Below are 26,320 nucleotides of genomic sequence, written 5' to 3'. Positions count from 1 at the left end.
GGTTTTCCTTTTGCCGGTTTGGGGGGCTCTGTGTCCGGGGTTTTGAATGATGCCTTGAGGCTGTGCGCCGGAGTTTGTGCCCCGGAGTCTGTGGACGGGGGATGAACCCTGTCCGGCTCGTTCATCCCGGATGGCCAGAGGGCCAGAGGGCTTCAGACACTCTGCCGTTCGCGATTACCAGCCTGCAGTTTCCGTTTCCAGTCGGGTGCGCAGGTCATCCGGCAGGTGCAGGGCATCCGCGAGGCGATCCAGATAGCGACGTTCCTCATCGGTATCAAGGTCTACAGCCAGCAGTGATGCTGCATAGATTTCTGCGGCCTGCTCGGGGCCTGTGGAGAGGCGGGCTATGGCGATCGGATCGCTTGGGGCATTGAGCTGATCGACAAGGAAATGCTGTTCTTCCTGACCGATTTGCAGTGTGGTGATCTGGCTTTCAATACGTCCGCGTTCATCACCGTCAATGTGACCGTCTGCCTTCGCAGCGCTGATCATGGCGCGCACAAGCACAAGGCGCATGTCGGGAAGGGCCGGATCGGCCTGTGGCTGGGCCAGATCAAAGATGCTGCCTGAGGGAGGCATGGCAATCGTGGCAGAGGGGCTGGCCGATGCAGCAGATGCAGGTGCTGCTTGCGGACTGGTCTGTTTTTTGGCGTTGTGATCGTTCCAGGCCTTGTAGGCCAGACCACCGATTGCCGCCATGCCGCCATAGGTGAAGGCCTTCTTGCCCATCTTGCGGGCTTTCTTGTTGCTCAGCAACAGCGCTGCGAGACCTCCAGCCGCGGCTCCGCCGACCATGCCGGATCCAAAGCCACCGGATTTGACCTCTTTGGTGACCTTGTCAATGCCGCCGCCTGCAGACCCCATCAAACTGTTCAGTATCGCGTTCACATCCATGGCAAAAGTTCCTTCAATCGTGTTGTCGGCTCGTGAAGCCCCAGAACTTGAGGTATGTATGATTGCTGGTATTGCAAGGGCTGAACAGGGGATGCGGGACTTGAAACTTTCTTCATTTCACAGGATGCTGCGCCCGAAAGGAGTGTGGTTCAGTGGACTTCAGCGTTGGAGAAAGATTTTGAGACAGGCATTGAAAGGCCTTTTGGCTGCGGGGGTGTTTTCCATGATGACAGTGCAGGCAGGGGCTGGTGGAACGGCTTTGGAGGAAAGGCTCCGGTCTGCCTTTGACCAGGGCGAATTGCCCGGTCTTCACGCGGTTCTGGTCGAACACAGAGGGGAGCGTATTGCAGAGCTTTACTTTGAGGGGCAGGACTGGAGCTGGGCGGAGGACCTCGGTGTAAGACAGTTCGGTCCGGAAGAACTTCATGACTTGCGTTCTGTGACCAAGTCCATTGCCGGTTTGCTTTACGGTATTGCGCTGGAGGAGGGGAAGGTTCCTCCGCTTTCAGCGCCCATCTACAGGCATCTTCCGGATTATGCGGATGTTTTTTCCAAAGACGCGCGCAAGAAGACGATCACTGTTGCGGATCTTCTGACAATGAAAATGGGCATTGAGTGGAACGAAGCCGGAGGCTATGTCGACAGGAGCAATGACGAGGTCGGGATGGAGTTTGCCAATGATCGCTATCGCTATGTCCTGGAAAAGGACATGCTGGAGGCTCCTGGTGAGGTCTGGCGCTACAATGGCGGGGCTGTTGCGCTGATCGGCAAGCTGATTGAGGACGGCACAGGCCGGACACTGGAAGCCTATGCACAGGAAAGGCTTTTTGAGCCTCTTGCCATTCGGGATTTTGGCTGGCTCAAGGGCGGAGATAGTGTGGATTCTCCGGCTTCCGGGCTGCGTCTGACGGCACCCGGGCTTGCCAGAATTGGCCGCATGATCCTGGACGGCGGACAATACAAAGGGCAACGGATTGTTTCGGAGGCGTGGCTTGCTGAGTCTTTCGCACCCCGCGCGGATGCCTTTGACGGTATCCGTTATGGATACCTCTGGTGGCTTGATGGCATGTCTGAAAAGCCGCGCTGGGCAGCGGCGTTCGGAAATGGCGGACAGCGCTTGAGCATCGATCCCGCAAACGAGCTGGTCGTGGTGATTTTTGCAGGAAACTACAATGCTCCTGAAGACTGGAAGATCCCGGTGCGGGTTGTTCTGGACTTTGTCCTGCCGGCGATTTCAGACTGACCTGTCCGGACCGCAGACCGTTGAAGACAGAAAAAAGGCGTAGCCGGTTCTTTTCTGCTACGCCTTTTCCCGGTTTTCCGGTCAGTCGTTGTAGGAGGCAACAACAGTCAATTCGACGAGGATATCATCGCGGGCCATGCGGGCTTCAACGCAGGCGCGTGCCGGTTTGTTGTGGTCGGCAATCCAGGCATCCCAGACTTCGTTCATGCCAGCGAAGTCTTTCATGTCGCGAACATAGATTGTTGTTGAGAGGATCTCGTTACGGCTGCTGCCTGCTTCGGCGAGAAGACCGTCGACCTTTTCCAGACATCTCCGGGTTTGCTCCTGAATGTCCCAGGATGGGTCGCCGGCAGTCTGTCCACAGAGGTAGACTGTGCCATTGTTCTTGACGATTCTGCTCATACGATGTGTCGAGTCAATGTATTGAGTTGTCATCGATTCTCTCTTTTTACTTACTGAGGATAGAGAACAGGAAGAGAAAAAACACTAATGGACTGTTGCGAAAAGCACCTGCGATTTCTTCTGCTTTTCGCAGGGGGAGAGCATGGGTTCTTTTTGGGAACTTTTCCATCTTAAAGTAGAAAATTATAAATATAACTCTGTTTTGTTGAATTCGCCCTGATCAGTTTTTTCTATCTAATTAATTGATCTGTATGATTTTATTCTGTCTCGGCAAAGGCGAGAAACCTTTCGGAAAAAGCGATTCCCTGCCCTGTTTTGCCCGGCGATAATTTCTTAACTTTTTTCGCGTAGCATCAAAACACGACCAAAGGTTAATTTTTGTTAACGATTGTGGCGATGGCTTGAAAGGCTTTTCATACGGGGAGCGTATGGAAAAATGATCTCCGGTTAGGGAAAACGTCGCTTTTTTAGTGTTTTGGGGTTTGACCATTGCGGCTAAAAAAGGTAAAACTCATCGCAAGTCTAATAGTGAAGCAGGTAGAGCGCCTGTTTCTGTAATGATAGCGTGGTTTTATAAAGTTAACGCTATATAGAGTTCTGAATTGGGGGAATTTAATTCCATGGGTCTGAAGAAAAACAAAGTTGCCGGAGCATTGAAAACGTTTCTGCTCGGTTCAGTTGTTGCCCTGCCTTTGAGCCTTCAGGCTCATGCAGAGACGCTTCAGGAAGCTGTTCAACAGGCACTTGCAACCAACCCGGATATCGGTGCGATTGCCAACAACCGTGAAGCCATCGACCAGGAACTGCGTCAGGCTCGAGGTCTCTATCTTCCCCAGATTGATATCAACGCAGGTATCGGTCTGGAGCGAACAGACGATTCCACGACCCGCGCACGTAGCAGCGGCAGTGAAGGTTTTGAGCCAAGCAACGCTTCTCTGGTTGTTCAGCAACGTCTGTTTGACGGCTTTGAAGCAAGCTCCACAACTGACCGTGAACTGGCGCGTGTGAAAGCTGCTGCAAACACTGTTCGTGAAAATGCCGAGTTCCTGAGCCTTGATGCCATTGGCGCCTACGTTGAAGTGCTGCGTCAGCGCGACCTTCTGGCCCTTGCGCAGGAAAACGTTGCAATTCACGTTGAAATCATCAACTCCCTTCAGGAGCGTCTGGAAGCCGGCGGCGGTAGCACTGCCGATGTTGCCCAGGCCGAAGCCCGTGCCGCAAGCGCGCGCAATACCCTGACAGAAACATACAACGCCCTTCGCGATGCCGAAGCGGACTATGCACGTATCATTGGTCACTTCCCGGACGAGCTTGTTCAGCCGGAAACCGTTGTGACAACGCTTCCGGACACCCTGGATGCAGCGGTTGATGCGGCTGTAAACGACAACCCGACTGTCCAGATTTCCAAGGCAAACGTTGAAACAGCCGAGGCTGAAGTGGAGCTGACAGACGTTCCGTTCTACCCAAGCGTGGATATCGTGGCGCGTTCCGACTATGAAGATCAGGTGTCCTCTACACGTGGCAACTACACAGAGAACTACTCTGTTGGTCTGGAACTGAACTGGAACCTGTTCCGCGGTGGTATTGATACAGCCAACCGTCAGGAAGCTCTGGCCCGTCTGGCTGAAAGCAAGAACAACCGTTACGCTTCTGTTGTAAACGCCCAGCGTGAAATGCGTCAGTCCTGGTTTGCTCTTGAAGCAGCACGCCAGTCTGTCAGCGATCTGGCTGCAGCGGTTCAGTTCAACACAGAAACACGTGATGCCTACCGTGAGCAGTTTGAAGTTGCCCAACGGACGCTTCTGGATGTTCTGGATGCGGAAAACGAACTCTTCGTGAACCGTGGTCAGCTGGTTACAGCAATGGTCAACGAGCAGCTTGCTGCCTATCGTGTTCTGGCTCTGTCCGGTGACCTGCTGGGGACTCTTGATGTTGCAGCCCCTGATCAGGCTGCCTTTGAGGACCATGGCTGGGCCGAGGGTCTGTTCCAGTAAGCAATCGCGCTTTAGAAATTCCTTGAAAAAAGCCCCTTCCTGGTGGAAGGGGCTTTTTCTTTGCCTTTGTTGGCAAGCTTCTTGAATTGTTATTTGCCATACATTCAAAAAACGATATATCACTGTATCGTGCGTTAGATGGAGTGGAAAAAACGACCTATGGCAAAGACAGATTTTTCCTGTGCCCTAAAAGATCTTCCTGTTGCTGCGTCGCTTCATGATGAACCTGAAGTGCGCGTGTTCCTCCCGGATGAACCGGTTGATTCGGTCTGGGCTGAACCTGTCTGCCTTCATCTGCAGGATCTGCTGCCTGATGAAAGGGGAGAGGTGGTCCTGCATGGCGGCGGTGAAACCGCGCTGATGATCGGCGGAGCGACAGAACCTGTGCAAACAGGGGTTGCCGGAAGCTATACAACAGCAGGTGGCTTCGATGTTACGGGGCTGAAGGTTTACGCTCTTTCGAGCGGCCTGACCATCTACAGTGATTCCGAGCTGGTTTTTACAGGCAAGGATTGTCTTTCTGTGGCTTAACCATTTTCTGAAATGGTTATCTTTTTGTTTACCAATCTAACTGTATGATTCCAGTATCATTTTTTCAGGAAGATTGCGCGCATGCCACATAAGGGAATAGAACGTCGCCTTGCTTTCCGCCTGCTGGATCAATGGCATGACCTGAAAGAGGGGGAGCGTTATCCCCAGCTTTTCGAGGTCATGGCCCAAAAGGATTCCGAGGATTTCAGGCACTGCTTTGTTTTCAAGGTCAAGGAAGACCTGGAGCAGTCAGAGTTTCTTTATATTGGTGAAGAGCTTGCAGGCAGTACGGGCTGTCCGCAGATCGGTGATGCTTTGGGGACTCTCGCAGATGAGAGCCTTGTTGCGCTTGCGCTGAGGCATCTGGACAAGGTGATGGAGACAGGAGTGCCTGTTTCCAAAGGTGGAGAGGCAGAGCTGGATGGTCAGGGGATTCTGTACAGAAGCACCCTGATGCCGATCAGTTCTGATGGTGTGTTTATGGATGCTCTTTGGGGCGGAGTTAATTTTCGTTTTCGCGCAAGCGACGGGGAGAGTGGTTAGATGGCCAGGGAAGTCTCCTACGAGGTTGACAGCTATCAAAACAATCGCTGGATTCTGGAAAGCGTTTTTGACGACAGGGAAATGGCGATTGCGACAGCCGAGCGCCTTTTTGCCACAAAACGGTTTTCGGCCGTGCGGGTTCTTCAGGAGAGTTACAATCCGGAGACCATGGAAAGTGTCGAACGCGTCGTTCACAAATGCTCGAATGTTGAGAAGAGCAACGCTGATGCCCAGAAACGGGATCTGAAAAACAAAAGGGAAGCCCTGTCCCAGCGTTCGGAACGGCGCCCGCTCAGAAAGCGCCCGGCTCCTCCACCCAAGAAAGAGATGTCTCTTTTTACCCTTCTTGTCGTGACTATTGTTGTGATGATTGCTGTCGGGGTCGCCGGTATTTTTGGCATGAGCTATATGTGAGTGCTGCTGTCTTGATGAAACAGAAAAAGGGGCCCTTGAAGGCCCCCTTTTATTATCCGTTCCAGTGGATTGTGTACTCGGCCGGATCTGGCCGGTTGCGCTCCTTGCCTTCACGGTCGGGAGTGCCGATGTAGATGAAGCCGACAATCTGATCTTCTTCCCCGAGGTTTAATCCGGCCTTGATAACGGGGTCATAGGCCGGTGTGCCCGTGACCCACATGGCGCCGTAGCCCTTTTCATGGGCGGCCAGCAGGATGTTTTGCGCGGCGGCTCCTCCGGAAAGTACGCGTTCATTCATCGGAATGTCCGGTTTGTCATCTGTCTTTTTGACTGCGACTGTGACCAGCAGCGGGGCACGAAGGGGCTTGCCGCGCTCTTTCTCGATCTCTTCCGCAGTTGCATCCGGTTTGCGTGCAAGCAGGGCCTTTTCAAAGAGGTCAGCCATTTTCTCCTTGGCTTCGCCCTGGATCACAATAAAGCGCCATGGCCGAATCCAGCCGTGATCCGGAGCGCGTACAGCGGCCTGCAACATGTAATCAAGATCTTCATCATCTGGACCAGGTGCGATGAGCCATTGGGGAACAATGGATTTGCGGGAAAGCAGGTAAGACACTGTAGCAGCACTCCTTTTGGCGGGAGGAAGAAAGCCCGGCTTCTGCCTTGCAGAGGCAGCACTGGGCCTGATGGAAGTTCTGGTTACTAAGATTGCGACTGGCTGGTTGAACTTCAAGCGCAAAATATATTGAAATTCATTCTCAACGAAACTACATTGCGATTAAGTCGCATTCTATCGGTTCGTTCGGTTTTGTCCGGACCGGTATTTTACAGGTTTGGACCAATGTACGTTTGTATTTGCAATGCTTTCAATCAGCGTGACGTGCGCACGGCCTATGACAATGGTGCCAGAACTGTTGGTTCTGTCTACAAGGCTATGAACTGCAAGCCGCAATGCGGGAAATGCAAATGTGACATCCGCTCGGTGCTGGAAAAAAGCGCTCTTGAAGAGGTCGACTTCAAGCTGGCGGCGGAATAGCTTTTCTTCTGAAATCATGAACCGGACTTTCTTTGCTGTGCAGTGACTTGTGCAGTGGAGTGTTTTTGCGATAATCTTCACAACATAAAAAACAGGGACGTTCGATTACTGAATCCAAAGACTTGCCGTGTGTTGAGAGGATGTCACCTGTTTCGCCTCATGCCTCATTGCTGGATTGATGGATGTCACAAACTGCATCGAAGAAATTCCCGAACACGATTTATTTGCGGGATTACAAAGAACCCCTTTACTGGATCGACCACGTTAATCTTGACTTTGAGTTGCAGGCTGAAAAGACCTTCGTCAAAAGCCAGCTGCATTTTCGAAAAAATGAAAACCTCCCTTCAGAAGATCAGGAGCAGTCAACGCTGATTCTGGATGGGGAGGACCTGATCCTGCGGGGGCTTGCGCTTGACGGGGCTCCCTTGCGTGAGGACCGCTATCAGGTCACGGCGGATCATCTCCACGTTTTCGATCTGCCTGAAAGCGGGGTTCTGGAGATTGAAACGGAGGTTAATCCTTCTGCCAACACCCGGCTTGAGGGGCTGTACAGGTCTTCCGGAATTTTCTGTACGCAGTGTGAGGCTGAAGGTTTCAGACGGATCACCTATTATCTAGACCGTCCGGATGTGATGGCGACCTATCGTGTCCGGATGACAGCCACGCAGGAGGACTGTCCGGTTCTGCTCTCCAACGGAAATCTGCTGGAAGAGGGAAGCAATCCTGATGGCACGCACTGGGCGGAATGGGAAGATCCCCACCCCAAGCCCTGTTATCTCTTTGCTCTGGTTGCCGGCAAGCTGGAACATCTGGAAGCGGATTACACAACAGCCTCCGGACGCGCTGTCAAGCTGCGGATCTACGTCGAGCCCGGCAATGTCGAGCGCTGCAGCTATGCCATGGATGCCCTGAAGCGCTCCATGCGCTGGGATGAGGAGCGTTTCGGTCTGAACTATGACCTGGATTGTTTCAACATCGTTGCCGTTGGAGACTTCAACATGGGCGCGATGGAAAACAAGGGGCTGAATATCTTCAACTCCAAGTACATTCTGGCGGATGCAGACACTGCAACCGACGCGGATTTCGGCTTTATTGAAGCCATTGTGGCGCATGAATATTTCCACAACTGGTCGGGCAACAGGGTGACCTGTCGCGACTGGTTCCAGTTGAGCCTCAAGGAAGGATTGACTGTTTTCAGGGATCAGGAGTTTTCAGCGGACATGCGTTCTGAAGCGGTGAAGCGCATTCAGGATGTCAAAATGCTTCGGGCACGTCAGTTCCCCGAGGATGCGGGGCCGCTTGCGCATCCGATCCGCCCGGAATCCTACATCGAGATCAACAATTTCTACACTGCGACTGTTTATGAAAAGGGCGCAGAGATCATCCGCATGCTCAAGACACTTCTGGGCTGGGAAGGGTTCCGAAAGGGGGCAGATCTTTATTTCGAACGCCACGACGGGCAGGCTGTGACCTGTGAAGACTGGATCCGGGCGATGGAAGAGGCCAACGGGGCCGATCTTTCACATTTCCGCCTGTGGTATTCCCAGTCAGGAACGCCGGTTTTGATGGCCAGCTGGACACAGAATCCTGAAGCGGGGTCCTTCGAAATCACTCTGAGCCAGCACACCCGCGCAACACCGGGGCAGACAGAAAAGCGCTCCTTGCAGATGCCTGTGCGTTTCGGCCTCCTGAATGCGTCCGGTCAGGATGTTCTGACAGGGCAGGAACAGGATTTCCTGATTCTGGACAAGGCCAGCAAGACCTTCAGGTTTGAAAATATTTCCGAGGCCGTGGTGCCATCCATCAATCGGGGGTTCTCTGTCCCTGTCAAGCTGGAGGCCCATCACAGCGAGGCCGACCTGGCTTTCCTCATGGCGTATGACAGCGATGCCTTTAACCGTTGGGAGGCTTCACAGAGTTACCTCACGCGGGTGCTGCTCAAACTTGTTGAGCAGAGGAAATCCGATGTGACCCGGGACGATATTCCTGCCGACCTGATCGAAGCCTTCAGGGTGAACATGCAGGATAGAGCGATTGATCCTGCCTTCAAGGCTCTGCTTCTGACCTTGCCGGCGCTGTCCTATGTGGCAGACCAGATGATCGTTGCCGATTACGAGTGTCTTTCAATGGTTCGCAAGGGCGTGAAGGATTGTCTGGCAGGCGTGCTGGAAACGGAATGGCAGGCGCTTTACCGATCGGCTGCGCTGGAGGAGAGCTTTGATCCGGCTTCGGGGCATCAGGCGGGGTCCCGGGCCTTGCGTGCTGTTGCCCTGGGGTATCTTTCGGGTCTTGCAGATGGCAGGAAACTGGCCGCGGACCTTTACGGGGATGCCGGTAACATGACGGATCGAATGGCGGCTCTGACAGCAGTGATCGATGAGGACTGCCCTGAAAGGCAGCAGATGCTGGATCGTTTTGAGCAGCGGTTCTCCGACAACCTGTTGGTCATGGACAAATGGCTGGCCCTGCAGGCCATGTCGCAGCACCCTGCTGTTCTGGATCAGGTGGAGGAACTGCAGCAACATCCGGCTTTCAGCTGGACGAATCCGAACCGCGTGCGTTCGTTGATCGGGGCCTTTGCCATGAACAACCCGCGCTATTTCCACGACCTGTCCGGCAGGGGATACAGGATACTTGCTGATGCGGTGCTGAAGCTCAATGACATCAACCCGCAGGTGGCGGCACGTATTCTGGCACCTTTGGGAACCTGGCGTCGTGTGGACACAGAGCGTCAGGGTTTGATGAAGCAGGAGCTGGAACGCATTCTGGAGCGTGAAAACCTGTCCCGCGATGTTTATGAGGTGGCCTCAAAGGCCCTTGGCCGGGACTGATTGCTCTTCCCTGCGTCGAAAGGAAAAGCCCGCATCTGAAGCGGGCTTTTTTGTTATCTCCTGAGAACCTTGCGGCAATCATCCTGCCGGTCCTGCCAGCCAAGCTGGACCAGTTCGGGTGTCACCTGTTCCTCTTCCGGATAGCCAATGCAAAGGTAGGCAACCAGACGCCAGTCCTCCGGAACCTCCAGTGTGGCGGCGGCCTTTTCCGGATCAATGATGGACACCCATCCCAGTCCGACACCGTGAGCGCGGGCTGCGAGCCAGAGTGTGTGAACGGCAAGTACCGAGGAATAACGCAGCATCTCCGGCATGGTTTTGTGCCCCAGACCATGTCCCTGCGAGGTTTCCTCGTGACAGAAAACAGCCATCTGAACGGGAGCGCGATCCATTCCGGAGAGCTTCAGCTTTGCATAAAGCTGGGCTTTTTCTCCATCATATCCCTGTAGCGCATCAGTGTTGGCCGTTTCAAAATTGCTGCGGATGGCGGCTCTGCGTTCGGGATCGTCAACAGAGACAAAGCGCCAGGGCTGTGAATTGCCGACAGAGGGGGAAAGACAGGTCAGGTCCAGCAGGTGGTCCAGCAAACCGTCCGGCAGGGCATCGGTTTTGAAGTGACGGACATCCCGGCGCCATTCCAGCAGTTGCTGAAGTTTGTCCTGAAAGCTCTGGTCAAAGTCTGGTTTCTGGATATCGTTCATTTCGCTTTGTGTCGCCTGATTCGCTGTCGATAGACCCTGGGGAAGATTCATGGCACGGAGACCGGTTTCTGTCGAGTTCAATAATAAGCTTGATTGACGCGCCTGAAATCCCCACTCTCCGAAGCAACAGATAACAGGGAAATGCACAATTATGGTTCGAGAGAAACTTCTGTCCGCTCCCCTGACACACAGTCTGATTCTCGGGGGCGCGCGATCCGGCAAATCATCTCTGGCAGAGGCCCTGGTTGAAAGACAGGGTGGCGATTGTCTTTATGTGGCGACGGCCAATCCGGAATGGAGCAGCAGGGATGGTGAGATGGACGAGCGGATCCTGCACCATCAGCAAAGGCGTGGAGAGCGCTGGACAACCTTTGAGGAACCGCTTGAGCTTGTTGACCTGCTTCGGAACACAGCCCGTCCGGATGCTGCTGTGCTGGTTGATTGCCTGACGCTCTGGGTTACCAATCTGATGATGGCTGAGAGGGATGTCCTGCAGGAAAGTCGGCGTCTGGTTGAGGTTTTGCAGGAGCTTTCCGGGCCGGTTGTCTTCGTGTCCAACGAGGTCGGTCTGGGTATCGTGCCCATGGACAGAATGTCCCGTGATTTCAGGGATCATGCCGGTCGTCTGCACCAGATGCTGGGTGAGGCGGTGCCGACTGTGAGTTTTGTGGCAGCCGGTTTGCCGATGATCCTGAAGGCGCCTTTTCAGGTGTGAGCGCGACAAGATGTTCTCCGAGAGCAAAAAGTGGCGCTATTGCTATTTCCAGTACCCGCAAAAATAGCTATGACTTGAAACAGAGAAGAGAGAATCCCATCGTATTCTGTCTACAACGCCTTCAAGAAGAGAACGAAAATGAGCAAGATTCCTGCCACAGTTATCACTGGGTTTCTCGGTGCGGGTAAAACCAGCACAATTCAGCATCTGCTGAAATCTGCAAACGGCAAGCGCATTGCCCTGATTATCAACGAATTTGGCGATCTTGGTGTCGACAGCGACATTGTTAAGGGTTGCGGTATCGAGGGCTGCAACGATGACGACGTGATGGAGCTGGCAAACGGCTGTATCTGTTGTACTGTCGCTGACGATTTCGTGCCGACCATGGAGGCTCTGCTGAATCGCGAAACGCCTCCGGATCACATTGTCATCGAAACATCCGGGCTGGCGCTGCCAAAGCCTCTGGTCAAGGCTTTCAACTGGCCGGAAATCCGCACCCGTGTCACAGTCGACGGTGTTGTGACCCTGATCGATGGTCGCGCCGTGGCGGATGGCCTTTTTGCACACGATCCCCATGCTGTCGAAGCGCAACGTGCGGCGGATGAAAATCTGGATCATGAATCTGCGCTGGAGGAGCTCTTTGAAGAGCAACTGCTCTGTGCGGATATGGTTGTTATGAACAAGTCCGATCTTCTGGGCGCAGACGAGATCGAAAAGGTTGAAGCAGACGTTCGTGCGCATCTGAAACGCGAAGTCAAAATTGTCCGTGCTTCCCATGGTGAGATTGATCCGTCTGTCTTGCTGGGCCTGGAAGCTGCAGCAGAGGATGATCTGGATGCGCGTCCGTCCCACCACGACACGCCGCATGACCACGATCATGACGATTTTGATTCCTTTGCTGTCGAACTGGGGGAAATCACGGACCCGAATGCCCTGATTGAAAAGCTTCAGGCCGTTGTTGCTCAGCACCCTGTTTTCCGCATCAAGGGTTTTGCCGCTGTTGCCGAAAAGGACATGCGTCTGGTGATCCAGGGTGTCGGAAGCCGGTTCCAGCAGTATTACGATCAGGAGTGGGATGAAGGTTCGTTCCGTTCGACACGTCTGGTGATCATCGGGGATCATCACATGGATCAGGCGGCTATTCGTCAGGCGGTTGCTGCCTGAGGTATCGACTCTTTTGAAAAAGGCGGGCGTGCTGGGAAGTGCCCCGCCTTTCAAACGTTTTTGCAGAACAGGACAAGACCATGCACCTCCTTCAGGCCCAACCCGGTGCGATTGCGGATGGATCGGAAGCGATTGATCTGGGGCAAACCCCCGGTGAGATCGTTGTTCTGAGTGCTGCGGATACGGAAATTGCGTCTCTGGCCCAGGCCAGACAGGCTCTGTTCGGGGATGAGGGTGGTCCAAGTCTGCGGCTGGCGAACCTGATGCAGCTGTCCCACAACATGTCTGTCGATCTTTATGTCGATGATATTGTTTCAGAAGCGCGCATTGTCGTGGCCCGCATTCTGGGTGGTGCGGGCTACTGGCCCTACGGTGTTGAACAGATTGCCGCGACCTGCAAGTCCAGGGGAATTCCCCTGATTCTCCTGCCCGGTGATGACCAGCCGGATGCAGAGCTTGCTGCACACAGCACAGTCTCGCAGGAGGCCTATCACAGGATCTGGCAATATCTGATCCAGGGTGGTCCGGACAATTCCCGCAACCTGCTGGCCTTTCTGGCAGAGACGATTGGCTATGAGACCCGGTGGATTGAGCCAAAACCCCTGTTGAGAGCCGGGCTCTATTGGCCGGGGTTGAACCAGCCCGACCTTGATGCTCTGAGAGGGCAATGGATCGAGGGGGCTCCCGTTGCGGCAATTGTCTTTTACAGAGCACTGGTGCAGGCCGCCAATCTTGCGCCGGTTGATGCGCTGATCAAATCGCTGCAGGCGCAGGGTGTGAATGCCCTGCCACTTTATTGTGCCTCCCTGAAAGAAGAGCTTTCGGCCTCTCTGGTGCGACAGTTCCTGTCTGAATCAAAAGCGGGACTGGTGCTCAATGCGACAGGTTTTGCGATTTCCACACCGGGGGCAGAACGCAAGGAAACACCTTTTGACGGTGTGGATGGTCCGGTTTTGCAGGTGATCTTCTCTGGCGGGAACGAGGCGGGCTGGCGCGAGGGGCTGAACGGGCTTTCCGCGCGTGACATTGCCATGAACGTCGCCTTGCCGGAAGTTGATGGCCGTGTGCTGTCCCGCGCTGTCTCTTTCAAGTCGGAAGCGCTCTATGATGAAGCGGCCCAGTGCTCGCTGGTGACCTATGAACCGGTTCCGGACCGGGTTGATTTTGTCGCGGCCCTGACAGCCAGATGGCTGGCGCTGCAGCAGACCCCTGTTAATGAACGCCGTGTGGCACTGGTTCTGGCGAACTATCCGAACCGCGATGGACGGATGGGCAATGGCGTCGGTCTGGATACGCCTGCAGGAACAATCGAGCTTCTGCAGGCCATGAGGTCTGAAGGCTATGCCCTGAATGATCTTCCCGCCGATGGCAACGCGCTTGTTGACCGGATCATGGAAGGTCCGACCAATGCGGCTGTCGATGGTCGTGTCATTCGGGAAACCATTTCCCTGTCTGACTACATGGACTTCTGGGACAGGCTTCCGGAAGCGGTCCGGACAGGGATTACAGAACGCTGGGGTGCGCCTCAAAGCGATCCCTTCTTCATGCCGGAACGCGAAGCCTTTGCGGTTTCGGCCTATCGCTGTGGCACGGCTGTTATTGGCCTGCAACCGGCGCGGGGATACAACATCGATCCGACCGAGACCTACCACAGTCCCGATCTGGTGCCGCCTCATGGCTATCTTGCCTTCTATGCCTGGTTGCGCGAGGTGCAGAAGGTTCATGTCATTGTTCACATGGGCAAGCATGGCAACATGGAATGGCTGCCGGGCAAATCCATTGCACTGTCCGAAGAATGCTACCCGGAAGCTGTCTTCGGTCCGATGCCGCATCTCTATCCCTTTATTGTGAATGATCCCGGTGAGGGGACGCAGGCCAAGCGGCGGGCCCAGGCTGTTATCATTGATCACCTGACGCCTCCTCTGACACGTGCGGAGAGCTATGGTTCCCTTGCTGATCTGGAACAGCTCTGTGATGAATACTACGAGGCCGCAGGAGTTGACCCGCGCCGTTTGAAAGTTCTGCGGGATGACATCCTGAAACTGACGCAGCGCATCGGACTGGATAAGGACTGCGGTATCGGACAGGACGATGACGAAGACACAGCGCTGTCAAAGCTGGACAATTATCTTTGCGAACTGAAGGAAATGCAGATCAGGGATGGACTGCACATTTTCGGGCAGTCTCCCCGCGATCGTCTGCTGACCGATTTGCTGGTGGCTCTGACGCGTCTCCCAAGAGGGGAAGGCAAGGAAGGAGATGCCTCGCTCATTCGCTCGCTTGCCGCTGATCTTGGAATCGGAACCGGTTTTGATCCGCTGGACTGCCGGTTTGGCGATCTCTGGGAGGGGCCAAAACCGGAAGCACTCAGAGGCTTTGGTGCAGATCGAGAGGATGCCTCAGGTTCTGTCTCTTCCGAGGGGCGCTGGCGGTCCTGCGGGGATACGGTCGAGCGTCTGGAAGAACTGGCTGCTGCCCTCGTTTCGGGCGAGAGGGAGCCCGAGCGGGAATGGACCGCGACGAGAGCCGTTCTTGAAAGGATTGAGCAGAGTGTCCGCCCGACTGTTGTTGCCTGTGGGGCTGGTGAAATCGAGGGCGCACTGAAAGGTCTGGCCGGTCGCTTTGTCGAGCCGGGGTCTTCCGGTGCGCCGACGCGTGGGCGTCTTGACACCCTGCCAACCGGACGGAACTTCTATTCTGTGGACAGCAGGACGGTTCCGACGCCGGCGGCCTGGTCGCTGGGCTGGAAATCCGCAAACCTTCTGATTGAACGCTATCGTCAGGAAAACGGGGGTTGGCCGAAGCGTATGGCGCTTTCTGCCTGGGGTACTGCGAACATGCGAACCGGTGGAGATGATCTCGCGCAGGGGCTGGCCCTGATGGGGGTGCAGCCCAAGTGGGAGCCGACATCCCGGCGCGTCGTCGGGTTTGAGATTCTGCCGCTTTCCGTGCTGGACCGTCCCCGTGTTGATGTGACCCTGCGCGTTTCAGGCTTTTTCCGGGATGCTTTCCCCGCCCAGATTGATCTGTTTGATTCTGCTGTGCGTGCTGTGGCTGAACTGGATGAACCGGAGAAAATGAACCCGCTTGCGGCGCGGGTGAAAGAGGAAACCCGGATGCTCGTTGATGGCGGTGTCAGTGAGGCTGATGCGAAGAAACGCTCGGGCTTCCGCGTCTTTGGCTCGAAGCCGGGGGCCTATGGTGCCGGTTTGCAGGCACTGATTGATGAAAAGGGCTGGGAAAACGAAAGCGATCTTGCCCGTGCCTATGTTGCCTGGGGGGGCTATGCCTATGGCGCTGGCAGTGGCGGAGAGGCCCAGCACGGTCTGTTCGAGACCCGCCTCAAGGATGTTCAGGTTGTCTTGCACAATCAGGACAATCGCGAGCATGACCTGCTGGATTCAGATGACTACTATCAGTTTGAAGGCGGTATAACGGCTGCCGTTCGCCATCTGTCCGGTGAACAGCCAACGATCTATCACAATGACCATTCCCGCCCTGAAAGTCCGCAAATCCGGACTTTGGAAGAGGAAATCGGGCGGGTTGTACGGGCGCGCGTGGTCAATCCGAAGTGGATCGCAGGGGTTATGCGACACGGTTACAAGGGGGCTTTCGAGATGGCGGCAACGGTCGATTATCTCTTCGCCTTTTCCGCCACGGCAAAGGTGGTGCAGGACCATCATTTCGATGCTGTTTATGAAGCCTTCATCGAGGATGACAGGGTGCGTGAGTTTCTGGAGGAGAACAATCCGGCTGCTGCCAGGGAGATCGCAGAGCGTCTGATCGAGGCGCAGGAACGTGATATGTGGCGTGCCCGATCGAATTCCGCACGTTATCAGCTTGAAATGATGGCAAAACCACAGACATAATTCATCAAGACGATTACAGGACACAACAAGGAGGCCCGGCATGTCTGAAGAGACAAACAATGTGACAGCGCAGGATGGTGAAGAGTTCGCGAAAGCCAACGAAAAATCCAAGAAACGCAAGGCTGCACGCGACAAAATGCTGGCTGAAAAGACCACCGGCAAGGGCCTGATCATGGTGCACACCGGCAAGGGCAAGGGCAAATCCACTGCTGCGTTCGGCGTTGCTGTCCGGGCCATTGGCAACGGGATGCGCGTGGGCGTTGTCCAGTATGTCAAGGGAGCCTGGGAGACGGGTGAACGCTACGTACTGGAGAAGTTCCCGGAGCTGTGCGAGATCCATACTCTGGGTGAGGGTTTTACCTGGGAAACGCAGGACCGTGCTCGCGATATCGCTGCTGCGGAACGGGCCTGGAGCCAAACCAAGGCCATGATCGAATCCTGTCGCGGTGAAGACCCTGCCTTTGATGTGCTGGTTCTGGATGAATTGAATATCTCACTGCGCTATGAACACCTGCCGCTGGATGAAGTGATCGAGACCTTCAAAAACAAGCCTCATGATCTTCACATCATTGTGACAGGACGAAATGCCAAGGATGAAATGATCGAAATCGCTGATCTTGTGACCGAGATGACGCTGATCAAGCACCCGTTCCGTGAGCAGAACATCAAGGCCCAGCGCGGGATCGAGTACTAGACCTGCTGGTTCCGTGGGGTTCCTCCCGGAGCTTCAGGAGGAACCGAAGTTTTCTGTCAGGACAGCGCTGTCCGCAAAGCCCCTGTTCTGAAGGGCTGCGCGGAGCTGTTGCATGAAAGCTGCTGGTCCGCAGAGCATGATTTTCGAGTTTCTGTTCCCGACAAGGTCTGCCAGTTCCGGGGCGCTGAGGCGTCCGCTGAAATCATGCTTTGCTGTGGCCGTGTCTTCCTCGTCCGGCCGGGTCAGGACTGTTGTTGTGCGAACATCATCACGCAGTGTGGCGAGCTTTTCAATTTCTTCCCTGAAGGGGTAGGACCGTCCGTTTCGTGCAATGTGGATAAAGTGGACCGGGCGCTGGAGAGGATCGCGGATCAGTGTATGGAGCGCGGCCATCATCGGTGTGATTCCGACCCCGGCCGAGATCAGTGTAACAGGGCCTGTTTCCGGCAGGGTGAAATCGCCTGAGGGTTTGTAGCTTTGCAGGCTCTGTCCGGGCTCGAAATGGTCATGCAGATAGTTTGACCCAACCCCGCCTTCCTCGCGTTTGACAGAAATGCGATAGCATCCGAGATCCTGCGGGCCGGAGAGGCTGTACTCGCGGGAAAGGGACAGGGTTGTCCCGGGAATTTTCAGTTCCAGCGGCAGGTGCTGTCCCGGCTTGAACGGTGGCAGGGGCGCGCCGCTCTGTGACCCGAGATAAAAGGATGTGACCTGCTCGCTTTCTTTCCTTTTGGCGAGAAGTTTCAGGGACAGAAGTGCCTCCTCTTCCTCTTTCCAGCGCAGGGCAACGGCACCGGGCTGTTCCACGACATGGTCAATGTGAAAGATCAGGAGCTTCAGTGCACCGGGTGTTTTCTCCACGGCGGGGGAATCCCAGTCAATGGACACGCGACCGGACAGCTGCAGAAGACTGCCGGTCTCAAAGTCCGCAAACAGCAGCCCGGCCCTGTTGTCGAGCATCAGGTTGCCGATGGTGTTGTAGAAATTGTTGCCGCTATAGTCGGGAAAGCGGATCAGCTTGTCGGACATGACCTCGACAAATCCTTTTGGCCCACCTCTGTGGGAAGCATCCATTCCGCCAAAAGCTTCCTCTTCGGCCGGAGGCGTCCCGGTCCCGATAAAGAAGGTGTCTGCCTCGGAAATCCACCGGGCCTGTTTGTCGTTTAACCGTGTCTCACGCTGGGCAGGGTGTGGGGCATGATCGGCTGTGAAGGTCCAGTTTCTGGGACGGATATACTTGGGGCAGTTACCAAAGGCCTGTGTGACCTCAAAAAGGAAGCTGTCTTTCAGGTTCCGCGCAATGACACCGTTCACGCGGTTGCGTCGCCGTGTGGCCGGTTCAATGCCCAGCAGGCCGACCGGATTGCCTTCAAAAAAGGCCTGCCCCAGAGCATCTCCCTCATTGGGAAGGCTTTGAATGGAGAGATGCTTCGGATCAGGTGTGGCCGCAAAGCCGGGAGGTCCGCTCAGCATTGTAACCCACGGCAGGCCTTTCTGGTCCCGCAGGGCCGCGATCAGAAAGGGAAGCCCGCCGTAGAAAATATGGTGTTGTTCGGGCATGGTTTCATAAACAAAGTCGCCGACCCACTGCCGGATCTCGTCAACACCCAGTTTGTTCTGGACGGCGATTTCCCCTCTGTGGAAGGGATGGGATGCCTTTACATCCGGATTGATGTTGTCGTGACGATCACTCATGGTTCGGCTCCTCTGTGACAGGGGTGTTGCGGCTTTATTCGGCTGCGAGTCCAACCTTGCTTGCGGTCATGCCAACAAAGCCGGGCAAGGCTTCGACACGTTGCAGCCAACTGCGGATGTTGTTGTAGGGTTCAAGGGAAACGTTCCCTTCCGGAGCGTGGGCTGTGTAGCTGTAGATCGCGACATCGGCGATTGTCGGAGCCTTGCCAGCCAGCCAGTCACGGCCTTGCAGATGCTCTTCCAGCAGGCCAAAAATCCTGTCGCTGTTGCTTTGGGCAAAGACCGGATCAAGGGGGGCACCAAAGAGTGTGATCAGGCGTGCTGCACAGGGGCCATAGGCAATGGGGCCTGCTGCGAAAGAGAGAAACTTCTGGATTTCGGCTTCCTGTGCCGGATCTGTCGGCAACCAGTCCGGAGCATACTTGCGGGCAAGATAGACGAGGATTGCGTTGGAATCAGAGATGACAGTTTCACCATCTTCCAGCACGGGGACCTGACCGGCAGGATTGAGCCTGAGGAAGGGTTCCTTCTTGTGCTCGCCGTTGAGCAGATCGACATCGACCAGTTCTGCGTTGATGCCGGCCAGGCTGATAAAAAGCTCTGCACGGTGAGCGTGGCCGGACAGGTGCATACGATGGAGGCGAAGTTGAGAGGACATGGGAAGTCTCCGTTGCGTGTTGTGTAAAAAGGGAGTGCTTTGCCTCATCAAGATAATGCTCTTCAAATCAGAGATAATTGCCTTTATTGTGGAATTATTGTCTCCAAGCTGTAGATAAAGAGGTGAAGATGGATCGCGTGACCATGATGCGTGCCTTTGTTGCCGTTGCGCAGGATGGCTCCTTTACCCTTGCAGGCAAGCGTTTGAGCCTGTCGACAAAACTGATGAGCAAGTACGTGCGCCAGCTTGAAGAAGTCATGAACGTTCAGCTTTTGCACAGGACGACGCGGTCGGTTGCGCTGACCGATATCGGTGTGACCTGTCTGGAGCGATGCCGCTCCATTCTGGATCAGCTTGATGAGCTGGATGATCTGGTGCTGGACCGCCAGAGCAATCTGACCGGTATGATCCGGATCACGGCTCCAACGGGGTATGGGGCGCTCCGGCTGACGGAAGACCTCGCTCCGTTTTTAAGGGATCATCCGGATGTGCAGATTGATTTGCGGTTGTCGGACAATCATGTGTCTCTGGTGGACGAGGGGCTGGATCTTGCAATCAGGGTCGGAAAGCTCAGGGATTCCAGCTTTATTGCCCGCAAGCTTTCGGACATGCCGGTTGTGCTCTGCGCGTCGCGTGACTATCTGGAAAAAAGGGGAATGCCTCAGAATCCCGGAGATCTGGAGGCGCACAACTGTCTTGTGAACCGGACGACACAGGAGCCTCAGCTCTGGAGTTTCTCGAAAGACGGAGAAACAAGTGAAATCTGGGTGAACGGGACTGTGCAGAGTGAGTCCCCTCATGCCCTGACGCGTCTTGCTGTCGATGGTCTCGGACTGGTCAGGGCGCCTCTCTATCAGGTCCGCGATCATCTCCTGTCCGGAGAGCTGCAGCATGTCCTGCCCGACTACGAAACACTCGTCTATGGTCTTTACGTTCTCTACCCGCCCAATCGACACCTGCCCAAAAGGGTCAGGGCCCTGATTGAGCATCTCGCGGCCAGAACGAGGGGGCGCTACGTGATCCCCCGCCGGGAAGGGGGCTGAACCAATCTTTCAGGCCTCTTCCGCGCAGAGGGTTGTTATTCTGACCGGGCGAGATCCTCCTGCATTGCGGCAAGGAAGGTTGCCGCTTCTCCTCCGGTTACAGCGCGGTGGTCAAAGCTGAGAGAGAGGGGAAGAATCCTTTTGGCAATGACCTTGTCCCTTTCATCAAGGGCCGGACGCTTTTCAATGCGGCCCGCACCGATAATGGCAACCTGCGGAGGGACGACAACCATCTGGGCGTGACGTCCGGCCATCATGCCGAAGTTGCTCAGGGTGATGGTCTGGCCTTTCAGTTCTTCGGCGGGAATTTTCCGGGCCTTGACGTCTTCACGCATGGCATTGATCCCTGCGCGCAGATCATCGGCATTGCGTTTCGTGATGTTGCGCAGCGTGGGAACAAAAAGGCCGTTTTCGGAATTGACTGCAATTCCCAGATCGACATGCTTGTGCAAACGGCGCCCGGGAGTGCGCCCGTCAAACCAGGCGTTCAGGGAAGGGGAGGCCTCGCAGCCTTTCCCGATGGCCCGGATCAGCCGGATGGTTACATCGGTTCCCTCTTTCCAGGCCGTTACATCAGCGTCGTCGACAATGTTGGCCGGAACGACTTCCAGATGGGACAGGGTCATGTTTTGTGCCATGGCCCTGCGCACGCCGCGCAGAGGCTCGAAGTCCACAGATTCCAGAATGGCTGCGGCCCGTTCAACATCTGCAACAGTCAGGGTGTTGTCGACGCCGGTCGGGGTCACGATGGCCAGATCAATGTCCTTTTCACGGGCAAGGGCGCGGATTTCAGGTGTTGCCAGCGCGGCCGGTGTCACAGCGGGGGCCTCAAGTCTTGGGCGGCCAAAGGATCGACGGTCCCCACCGGCTGTTGTTTGCAGGGCGCTGGGGGGAGGAATGAAATCGGAGGAGAAGGCAACCGCCTTTTCCTGCTTTTCCGGTGCTTCTTCACTGACAGCACCGACAACGGAGCCGGAGCCCTTGCTGCTGTCTGAAAAGGCGGCAACGACGGTCCCGACGGCGACCAGTTCTCCTTCCTTGGCGTGAAGCTCCAGAACCGTTCCGCTTTGGGGGGCGGGAACCTCGACGACGGCCTTGTCCGTTTCAACAGACAGCAGGGGCTGGTCTTCGATGATGTTGTCTCCGACATTCACGTGCCAGCTGACAATTTCGACTTCCTGGAGGCCTTCACCCAGGTCAGGCATTTTGAATTCAGACATCTGCAGTAATCCTCCGGAAATCAGTTCTGGCCAAAACTCAGTGCGTGGCGTGCGGCAGAGACAATGCGTGCCTTGTCCGGCATGTAGTGCTTTTCAAGGGCCGGCAGCGGCATGACGGTGTCGTAGCCGCAAACGCGCTGGGGCGGTGCAATCAGGTCATAGAGAGCGTGTTCGACAAGCAGGGCGGCGATCTCTGCCCCCACGCCAACCTGCTGGGGCGCTTCCTGAATGATCACAGCCCGGCCGGTCTTGCGAACGGAGTTGAGGATTGTCTTGCTGTCCAGTGGGGAAAGACAGGCGACATCAATCACTTCAGTTGAAACGCCGTTGGCTTCCAGATCATCAGCCGCCTTGCGCGTTTCAAGCATCATGGCTCCCCAGCTGATCAGGGTGATGTGTTCGCCTTCGCGTTCAACAAAACAGCGATCCAGTGGCAGGGCCTCGCCGTTGTCCTGAACGGCTTCCTTGCCAGTCCGGTAGATACGCTTGGGCTCCAGAAAGACCACCGGATCAGGATCGCGAATGGCGGCCAGAAGGAGTCCGTAAGCGCGTTGAGGGGTCGAGGGAATGACCACGCGCAGGCCGGGGGCGTGAACAAAGAAGCTTTCCACAGACTCGCTGTGGTGTTCCGGGGCGTGGATGCCGCCGCCATAGGGTGCGCGGAGCACCATCGGGCAGGTCAGTCGTCCTCTGGTTCTGTTGCGCAGGCGTCCGGCGTGATTGACCATGTGATCCAGTGTCGGATAGATAAAACCCATGAACTGGATTTCGGCAACAGGCCGGAACCCCTGGGTGGCCAGGCCGATCGCGGCACCGGCAATGGTTGTTTCGGCCAGCGGAGTGTCCATCACCCGATCCTTGCCAAAAATGTCGAGCAAGCCATCGGTTGCGCGGAAGACACCGCCGTTGATGCCGACATCCTCGCCCATGACCAGAACACTCGGATCCTCTTCCATGGCACGGCGGTGCGCCAGTGTGACAGCTTCAACCAGGGTGATATCGTGATTGGGAGTTGCCATGAACCTTACTCCTCTGCTGCTTTGGCGGCCGCACAGGCAATCGCGTGTGCGCGCTGGTGCTGATAGGCTTCGGGAAGCTCGGCATAGAGGTGATCAAACATGCTTTCAACGGGTTGGGGTTTCATGTGCATGTAGTTCTGAACGGCGTCCTCCACGGCTCTGGCTGCGTCCTGAATGGCCTTTTCCTCGTCTTGCTTTGTCCAGCATTCGAGATTGACCAGATGGTTGCGGAGACGAACGATCGGATCGCGTTTCCAGTGTGCGGCCACGGCCTTGTCTTCCCGGTAGCGGGTGGCATCATCTGCTGTGGTGTGGTCATTCAGACGATAGGTGATGGCTTCGATCAGGTGGGGACCTTCCCCGTTCCGGATGCGGTTGAGGCTTTTCTTGCAGCGGTCATGGACGGCAAGAAGGTCGTTGCCGTCCACCTGTTCGCCTTCAAAGCCGCCGGCAATGGCCTTTTGGGCCAGTGTTTGACAGGATGTCTGTTCTTCGCGCGGAACTGAAATGGCCCACTGGTTGTTGGCGATGTAGAACAGGATCGGGAGCTTCCAGGCGCCGGCAAAGTTCATGGCTTCGTAGATATCGCCCTTGGAGGTTGCTCCATCCCCCATTGCACAGACAACAGCGCGCTTTTCCCCGCGCAGCTGGATGGCACGGGCCACACCGACAGCATGGGCCGCCTGGGTCCCGACGGGAACACAGATGGGAAAATCCTGTGACTGAGGGGTGGACTGCATCTGGGAGCCGCGTTCATCGCCGCCCCAATAGAGCAGAATATCCTCCATCCTGCTGCCGTGCATGATCTGTGCGGCCTGTTCGCGGAAGGAGGGAACCAGCACGTCGTCGGGGTTGAGTGCAGCCCCGAGACCAACACCGACAGCCTCCTGACCCAGGCAGGAACCATAGGTGCCAAGTCGTCCTGTCCGTTGCAGGGCGACAGCCTTGTTGTCGAAGGTCCGGGTGAGAACCATCTGTCTGTAGAGGGGTTTCAGGACGGCTGAATCGAGGGAAAAGGTCGGCAGGACCTGATCTCTCATCAATGTGCCGTCAGCATCGAGAAAGGCCGTGTAATTTACGTGAAAATCGGCAACACGCGTCATTGTCATCTCCCATTCCGGAGGTCTGTCCGGGACGGACAGGCACTCGCAAGGCGGGTGTGACCCTGAACTCAATGGAAAAACACTTTGGCGGGTCACAAACCCATCAGACAGTGTCCCTGTTCAAACTGGCGGCCTGTTCACCTCAATTCTTGCTTCAGTCCTGTTTTTCAAGACTTAATCAGGCTCTTGCATGTGACAAACTGTCTTTTTTTAAATATAGGTTCTTTTTGCGGATGTGTTCTGTCTTTTTTTATTCACATTCTGTAACTTTTTTGAAAAAGAATTGGCTTTGAGGGAAACAATTATTCTCATTGATTTGAAGGGTTTGAATATAAGGATATCCTGATTTATCCTTTTGTTTGAAGGCTCAGGTGCTGGAAGGGTTTCTGGCAGGCAGAGATTATTCCCGATAAGCCATGGTTTAGTTTTGTCAGGGTTTCCCTTGAACAAAAATGGGATTTAAACTGGAAAAAACGAACCTGCACCAAGCAGGATTGGCATAAAACAATTCATGTCAGGGGAGTTTGCCTTCAATGGACGTTTTGAAGACGCAATACCACAAGCTTTTCGAGCCCCTCCGTTTGCGGCACAGAACCTTGCGCAACCGTGTAACCTTTGGCGCTCATACTGCAAATATGGCGGACCAGGGTCTGCCGGGTGACCGGCATCTCGGTTATTATCTGGAACGCGCGCTGGGCGGGGCGGGGATGATTGTGACCGAACCCGTTCCCGTTCACGAGAGTGCCAGGCTTACAAGAGGTAATTTCCTGATTGATGATGATGCCGTGATCCCCGGGTTCCGGAAAATTACGGAAGCCTGCAAAGCCGAGGGCAGCGTCATGTTGCAGCAGCTTTATCATGTTGGTCAGCACGGGGATTACGACAACTCCTACCATGCAAACTGGTCTCCGTCGGGGCTGCCGTCCTACCACGACGGAGATGGCAGTCATTTTATGACGGACCGCGAGATTGAAGAGGTGCTGTCAGGTTTTGTCAGGGCGGCGGTTCGCTCCAGGGACTCAGGCTTTGACGGTGTTGAGCTTTTCGGAGCCTACAACTCGCTTCTGGAGCAGTTCTGGCTGCCCTGGTCCAACCGGCGGGATGACAAGTGGGGCGGATCCTTTGAAAACCGGATGCGCTTTACCACTGAACTGATCAGCCGTATTCGCAAGGCTGTAGGAGAAGACTTTATCATCGGTCTGGCGGCAAGTGTGGATGAGCGCGTCAAAATTGCTCTTGGTACTGAAGCCCTGCAGGAAATCGCAGCCTATCATGACGAGCGTGGCCTGATTGATTACATCACCTGCGGGACCGGGAGTTATTTTGACGGGGCGTCCATCATGCCGACCTTCTTTCTGGCGGACAAGCTGGGGGCACCCTATGCCGAGGCTCTCAAGCAGGTTTGCAGCCATACACTGGTCCAGGCAGAGAGCCATATCCGAACGGCAGAAAACGCCAATGAGGTGATTTCCTCCGGGCAGGCCGATCTCGTCTCCATTGTGCGCGGACAAATCGCTGACCCTCACTGGGCAAACAAGGCGGCTGAGGGAAGGCCGGAAGACATTCGGGGCTGTATCTCCTGCAACCAGATGTGCTGGGGGCGGCGATCGCGTGACTACTGGATTTCCTGTCTGGTCAATCCTTCTGCCGGGCGCGAGTTCGAGTGGGGCGGTGATCGTTTTACGCAGACAGATGCTCCCAAAAAGGTTCTCGTGGTTGGTGGCGGTCCCGCCGGGCTTGAGGCGGCGAGAGTGGCCGCAGAGCGTGGTCACAGCGTCACACTGGCCGAAGCTGCTCCGCATTTGGGCGGGCAGTTCAGGCTGGCGGGAATGCAGCCGCGCCGGGAACAGATACTGGATCTGGTGGAGTGGTACGAGCGTCAGCTTGGCAAACTGGGTGTTGATGTGATGCTCAATGCACCGCTTGATGGACAGGAGATCGCAAACTTTGGTGCGGATGAAGTGATTGTGGCAACGGGTTCTCAGCCTGCGGGAACGGGTTTTCAGCGTGCCTTGCCGGAATTCGACAGCCTGCCGGGGGTAAACCGCCCCAATGTTTTCTCGGTTGAGGATGTCATGATGAAAAGCGCCAGACTTGAGGGGCATATCCTGATGATCGATGATACGGGAGACTGGCGCGGGCTGGGGACGGCCGTAGAGCTTGTCAACCGGGGACACAGTGTCACGGTGGTTACCCCCTGGCCTGTACTGGGGCATTTCATACAGCGGACGACGGGAGATTACTTCGGGCGTGCCCGCCTCAAGGAAGGTGGAGGCAACTGGATCACGGAAGCTGCTGTCGTTGAATGGAGCGGCACGGGTGGAACGGTGCGCAGTCATCTGGACGGGAGCGAAAGCTTTGTCGAGGCACAGACGCTTGTGCTGGCAACGACAAATGTTGCGGACAGCTGGATCCCTGAAGAGCTGAATGCACAGGAGAAGGACTACAGACTGATCGGTGATGCCCTGGCCCCGAGGCTTGCAGTTGCTGCGATCTATGAAGGGCGGCAGCTGGGTTTGGCATTATAGGATCTGACAAACAGAAAAAGCCGGGG

22 protein-coding genes are annotated in these 26,320 nt (G+C 55.6%); 13 read left to right on the top strand and 9 right to left on the bottom strand.

The window, feature by feature from the left end; translation table 11 throughout:
* Positions 1-174: 174 nt before the first annotated feature.
* Complete coding sequence (locus AAAH10_RS02060) at positions 175-894, bottom strand: tellurite resistance TerB family protein (RefSeq protein WP_343560055.1); 720 nt, start codon at positions 892-894, stop codon at positions 175-177.
* A gap of 223 nt (positions 895-1,117) precedes the next feature.
* Between AAAH10_RS02060 and AAAH10_RS02055 the strand changes: the two genes are divergently transcribed.
* The gene (locus AAAH10_RS02055) at positions 1,118-2,137 is read left to right on the top strand and encodes a serine hydrolase domain-containing protein (RefSeq protein WP_343560053.1); all 1,020 of its coding nucleotides are present in this window, start codon (positions 1,118-1,120) and stop codon (positions 2,135-2,137) included.
* An 81-nt stretch (positions 2,138-2,218) separates the two neighbouring features.
* Here AAAH10_RS02055 and AAAH10_RS02050 read toward each other — a convergent pair whose 3' ends face one another.
* The gene (locus AAAH10_RS02050) at positions 2,219-2,572 is read right to left on the bottom strand and encodes a RidA family protein (protein WP_343560051.1); all 354 of its coding nucleotides are present in this window, start codon (positions 2,570-2,572) and stop codon (positions 2,219-2,221) included.
* 587 nt (positions 2,573-3,159) lie between these two features.
* Here AAAH10_RS02050 and AAAH10_RS02045 point away from each other — a divergent pair.
* The 4 genes from AAAH10_RS02045 (at position 3,160) to AAAH10_RS02030 (ending at position 6,021) form a co-directional block, all read left to right on the top strand.
* Positions 3,160-4,533 (top strand): TolC family outer membrane protein, encoded by a 1,374-nt coding sequence (locus AAAH10_RS02045; RefSeq protein ID WP_343560047.1) that lies wholly within the window; start codon positions 3,160-3,162, stop codon positions 4,531-4,533.
* A gap of 159 nt (positions 4,534-4,692) precedes the next feature.
* Entirely contained in the window at positions 4,693-5,064 is a 372-nt protein-coding gene (locus AAAH10_RS02040) for a hypothetical protein (protein ID WP_343560045.1), read from the top strand.
* 81 nt (positions 5,065-5,145) lie between these two features.
* Positions 5,146-5,607 (top strand): hypothetical protein, encoded by a 462-nt coding sequence (locus AAAH10_RS02035; RefSeq protein ID WP_343560044.1) that lies wholly within the window; start codon positions 5,146-5,148, stop codon positions 5,605-5,607.
* Positions 5,608-6,021, top strand: a complete 414-nt coding sequence (locus tag AAAH10_RS02030; RefSeq protein ID WP_343560043.1) for a hypothetical protein — start codon at positions 5,608-5,610, stop codon at positions 6,019-6,021.
* Positions 6,022-6,073: 52 nt separating this feature from the next.
* Here AAAH10_RS02030 and AAAH10_RS02025 read toward each other — a convergent pair whose 3' ends face one another.
* Complete coding sequence (locus AAAH10_RS02025; protein WP_343560041.1) at positions 6,074-6,634, bottom strand: nitroreductase family protein; 561 nt, start codon at positions 6,632-6,634, stop codon at positions 6,074-6,076.
* Between the two features lie 225 nt (positions 6,635-6,859).
* Here AAAH10_RS02025 and AAAH10_RS02020 point away from each other — a divergent pair, with 225 nt between their 5' ends.
* Positions 6,860-7,054, top strand: a complete 195-nt coding sequence (locus tag AAAH10_RS02020) for a (2Fe-2S)-binding protein (protein WP_343560040.1) — start codon at positions 6,860-6,862, stop codon at positions 7,052-7,054.
* Between the two features lie 182 nt (positions 7,055-7,236).
* The gene (gene pepN, locus AAAH10_RS02015) at positions 7,237-9,885 is read left to right on the top strand and encodes an aminopeptidase N (protein WP_343560038.1); all 2,649 of its coding nucleotides are present in this window, start codon (positions 7,237-7,239) and stop codon (positions 9,883-9,885) included.
* 53 nt (positions 9,886-9,938) lie between these two features.
* On the opposite strand, the gene bluB is transcribed toward pepN, so the two are convergent.
* Complete coding sequence (bluB, locus tag AAAH10_RS02010; RefSeq protein ID WP_343560036.1) at positions 9,939-10,586, bottom strand: 5,6-dimethylbenzimidazole synthase; 648 nt, start codon at positions 10,584-10,586, stop codon at positions 9,939-9,941.
* 151 nt (positions 10,587-10,737) lie between these two features.
* Here bluB and cobU point away from each other — a divergent pair, with 151 nt between their 5' ends.
* The 4 genes from cobU to cobO all read left to right on the top strand — a co-directional run bounded on the left by cobU (position 10,738) and on the right by cobO (position 17,028).
* On the top strand, positions 10,738-11,301 hold the full coding sequence (cobU, locus tag AAAH10_RS02005) for a bifunctional adenosylcobinamide kinase/adenosylcobinamide-phosphate guanylyltransferase (protein WP_343560034.1): 564 nt from the start codon (positions 10,738-10,740) through the stop codon (positions 11,299-11,301).
* A 138-nt stretch (positions 11,302-11,439) separates the two neighbouring features.
* Entirely contained in the window at positions 11,440-12,465 is a 1,026-nt protein-coding gene (cobW, locus tag AAAH10_RS02000) for a cobalamin biosynthesis protein CobW (protein WP_343560033.1), read from the top strand.
* A gap of 80 nt (positions 12,466-12,545) precedes the next feature.
* Positions 12,546-16,334 (top strand): cobaltochelatase subunit CobN, encoded by a 3,789-nt coding sequence (gene cobN, locus AAAH10_RS01995; RefSeq protein WP_343560032.1) that lies wholly within the window; start codon positions 12,546-12,548, stop codon positions 16,332-16,334.
* A gap of 40 nt (positions 16,335-16,374) precedes the next feature.
* Positions 16,375-17,028, top strand: coding sequence for a cob(I)yrinic acid a,c-diamide adenosyltransferase (cobO, locus tag AAAH10_RS01990; protein ID WP_343560030.1), 654 nt, complete (start codon positions 16,375-16,377; stop codon positions 17,026-17,028).
* A 33-nt stretch (positions 17,029-17,061) separates the two neighbouring features.
* On the opposite strand, the gene AAAH10_RS01985 is transcribed toward cobO, so the two are convergent.
* Both AAAH10_RS01985 and AAAH10_RS01980 read right to left on the bottom strand, forming a co-directional pair.
* Complete coding sequence (locus AAAH10_RS01985; protein ID WP_343560029.1) at positions 17,062-18,723, bottom strand: FAD-binding oxidoreductase; 1,662 nt, start codon at positions 18,721-18,723, stop codon at positions 17,062-17,064.
* Positions 18,724-18,757: 34 nt separating this feature from the next.
* Positions 18,758-19,381 (bottom strand): glutathione S-transferase, encoded by a 624-nt coding sequence (locus AAAH10_RS01980; protein WP_343560028.1) that lies wholly within the window; start codon positions 19,379-19,381, stop codon positions 18,758-18,760.
* Positions 19,382-19,509: 128 nt separating this feature from the next.
* Here AAAH10_RS01980 and AAAH10_RS01975 point away from each other — a divergent pair, with 128 nt between their 5' ends.
* Entirely contained in the window at positions 19,510-20,424 is a 915-nt protein-coding gene (locus AAAH10_RS01975; RefSeq protein ID WP_343560027.1) for a LysR family transcriptional regulator, read from the top strand.
* Positions 20,425-20,459: 35 nt separating this feature from the next.
* Here AAAH10_RS01975 and AAAH10_RS01970 read toward each other — a convergent pair whose 3' ends face one another.
* From AAAH10_RS01970 to pdhA, 3 genes are read right to left on the bottom strand one after another with little or no spacing between them, the layout of a single operon-like run.
* Positions 20,460-21,644, bottom strand: a complete 1,185-nt coding sequence (locus AAAH10_RS01970; protein WP_343560026.1) for a dihydrolipoamide acetyltransferase family protein — start codon at positions 21,642-21,644, stop codon at positions 20,460-20,462.
* Positions 21,645-21,664: 20 nt separating this feature from the next.
* Positions 21,665-22,663: an alpha-ketoacid dehydrogenase subunit beta gene (locus AAAH10_RS01965; RefSeq protein WP_343560024.1), complete on the bottom strand. Its 999-nt coding sequence runs from the start codon at positions 22,661-22,663 to the stop codon at positions 21,665-21,667.
* A 5-nt stretch (positions 22,664-22,668) separates the two neighbouring features.
* Positions 22,669-23,772: a pyruvate dehydrogenase (acetyl-transferring) E1 component subunit alpha gene (pdhA, locus tag AAAH10_RS01960; RefSeq protein ID WP_343560022.1), complete on the bottom strand. Its 1,104-nt coding sequence runs from the start codon at positions 23,770-23,772 to the stop codon at positions 22,669-22,671.
* Between the two features lie 527 nt (positions 23,773-24,299).
* Between pdhA and AAAH10_RS01955 the strand changes: the two genes are divergently transcribed.
* Entirely contained in the window at positions 24,300-26,294 is a 1,995-nt protein-coding gene (locus AAAH10_RS01955) for an oxidoreductase (RefSeq protein ID WP_343560020.1), read from the top strand.
* The last annotated feature ends 26 nt before the right edge of the window (positions 26,295-26,320 follow it).

It is taken from the genome of Carbonatibacter coralli, assembly GCF_039592655.1.
Classification (GTDB): domain Bacteria; phylum Pseudomonadota; class Alphaproteobacteria; order Kiloniellales; family Kiloniellaceae; genus Carbonatibacter; species Carbonatibacter coralli.
The sequence above is the reverse complement of the archived record's forward strand: the minus strand, read 5'-3'. Positions and strand labels throughout refer to the sequence as shown.

Excerpts from the sequence above, each read along its gene's own strand:
- pepN (WP_343560038.1), top strand. The coding sequence starts at position 7,237 with ATGTCACAAACTGCATCGAAGAAATTCCCGAACACGATTTATTTGCGG.
- cobW (WP_343560033.1), top strand. The coding sequence starts at position 11,440 with ATGAGCAAGATTCCTGCCACAGTTATCACTGGGTTTCTCGGTGCGGGT.
- AAAH10_RS02045 (WP_343560047.1), top strand. The coding sequence starts at position 3,160 with ATGGGTCTGAAGAAAAACAAAGTTGCCGGAGCATTGAAAACGTTTCTG.
- AAAH10_RS02035 (WP_343560044.1), top strand. The coding sequence starts at position 5,146 with ATGCCACATAAGGGAATAGAACGTCGCCTTGCTTTCCGCCTGCTGGAT.
- cobU (WP_343560034.1), top strand. The coding sequence starts at position 10,738 with ATGGTTCGAGAGAAACTTCTGTCCGCTCCCCTGACACACAGTCTGATT.
- AAAH10_RS01975 (WP_343560027.1), top strand. The coding sequence starts at position 19,510 with ATGGATCGCGTGACCATGATGCGTGCCTTTGTTGCCGTTGCGCAGGAT.
- cobO (WP_343560030.1), top strand. The coding sequence starts at position 16,375 with ATGTCTGAAGAGACAAACAATGTGACAGCGCAGGATGGTGAAGAGTTC.
- AAAH10_RS02030 (WP_343560043.1), top strand. The coding sequence starts at position 5,608 with ATGGCCAGGGAAGTCTCCTACGAGGTTGACAGCTATCAAAACAATCGC.
- AAAH10_RS02040 (WP_343560045.1), top strand. The coding sequence starts at position 4,693 with ATGGCAAAGACAGATTTTTCCTGTGCCCTAAAAGATCTTCCTGTTGCT.
- AAAH10_RS01985 (WP_343560029.1), bottom strand. The coding sequence starts at position 18,723 with ATGAGTGATCGTCACGACAACATCAATCCGGATGTAAAGGCATCCCAT.
- bluB (WP_343560036.1), bottom strand. The coding sequence starts at position 10,586 with ATGAACGATATCCAGAAACCAGACTTTGACCAGAGCTTTCAGGACAAA.
- AAAH10_RS01970 (WP_343560026.1), bottom strand. The coding sequence starts at position 21,644 with ATGTCTGAATTCAAAATGCCTGACCTGGGTGAAGGCCTCCAGGAAGTC.
- AAAH10_RS02055 (WP_343560053.1), top strand. The coding sequence starts at position 1,118 with ATGATGACAGTGCAGGCAGGGGCTGGTGGAACGGCTTTGGAGGAAAGG.
- AAAH10_RS01965 (WP_343560024.1), bottom strand. The coding sequence starts at position 22,663 with ATGGCAACTCCCAATCACGATATCACCCTGGTTGAAGCTGTCACACTG.
- cobN (WP_343560032.1), top strand. The coding sequence starts at position 12,546 with ATGCACCTCCTTCAGGCCCAACCCGGTGCGATTGCGGATGGATCGGAA.
- AAAH10_RS02060 (WP_343560055.1), bottom strand. The coding sequence starts at position 894 with ATGGATGTGAACGCGATACTGAACAGTTTGATGGGGTCTGCAGGCGGC.
- pdhA (WP_343560022.1), bottom strand. The coding sequence starts at position 23,772 with ATGACAATGACGCGTGTTGCCGATTTTCACGTAAATTACACGGCCTTT.
- AAAH10_RS01980 (WP_343560028.1), bottom strand. The coding sequence starts at position 19,381 with ATGTCCTCTCAACTTCGCCTCCATCGTATGCACCTGTCCGGCCACGCT.
- AAAH10_RS01955 (WP_343560020.1), top strand. The coding sequence starts at position 24,300 with ATGGACGTTTTGAAGACGCAATACCACAAGCTTTTCGAGCCCCTCCGT.
- AAAH10_RS02050 (WP_343560051.1), bottom strand. The coding sequence starts at position 2,572 with ATGACAACTCAATACATTGACTCGACACATCGTATGAGCAGAATCGTC.
- AAAH10_RS02020 (WP_343560040.1), top strand. The coding sequence starts at position 6,860 with ATGTACGTTTGTATTTGCAATGCTTTCAATCAGCGTGACGTGCGCACG.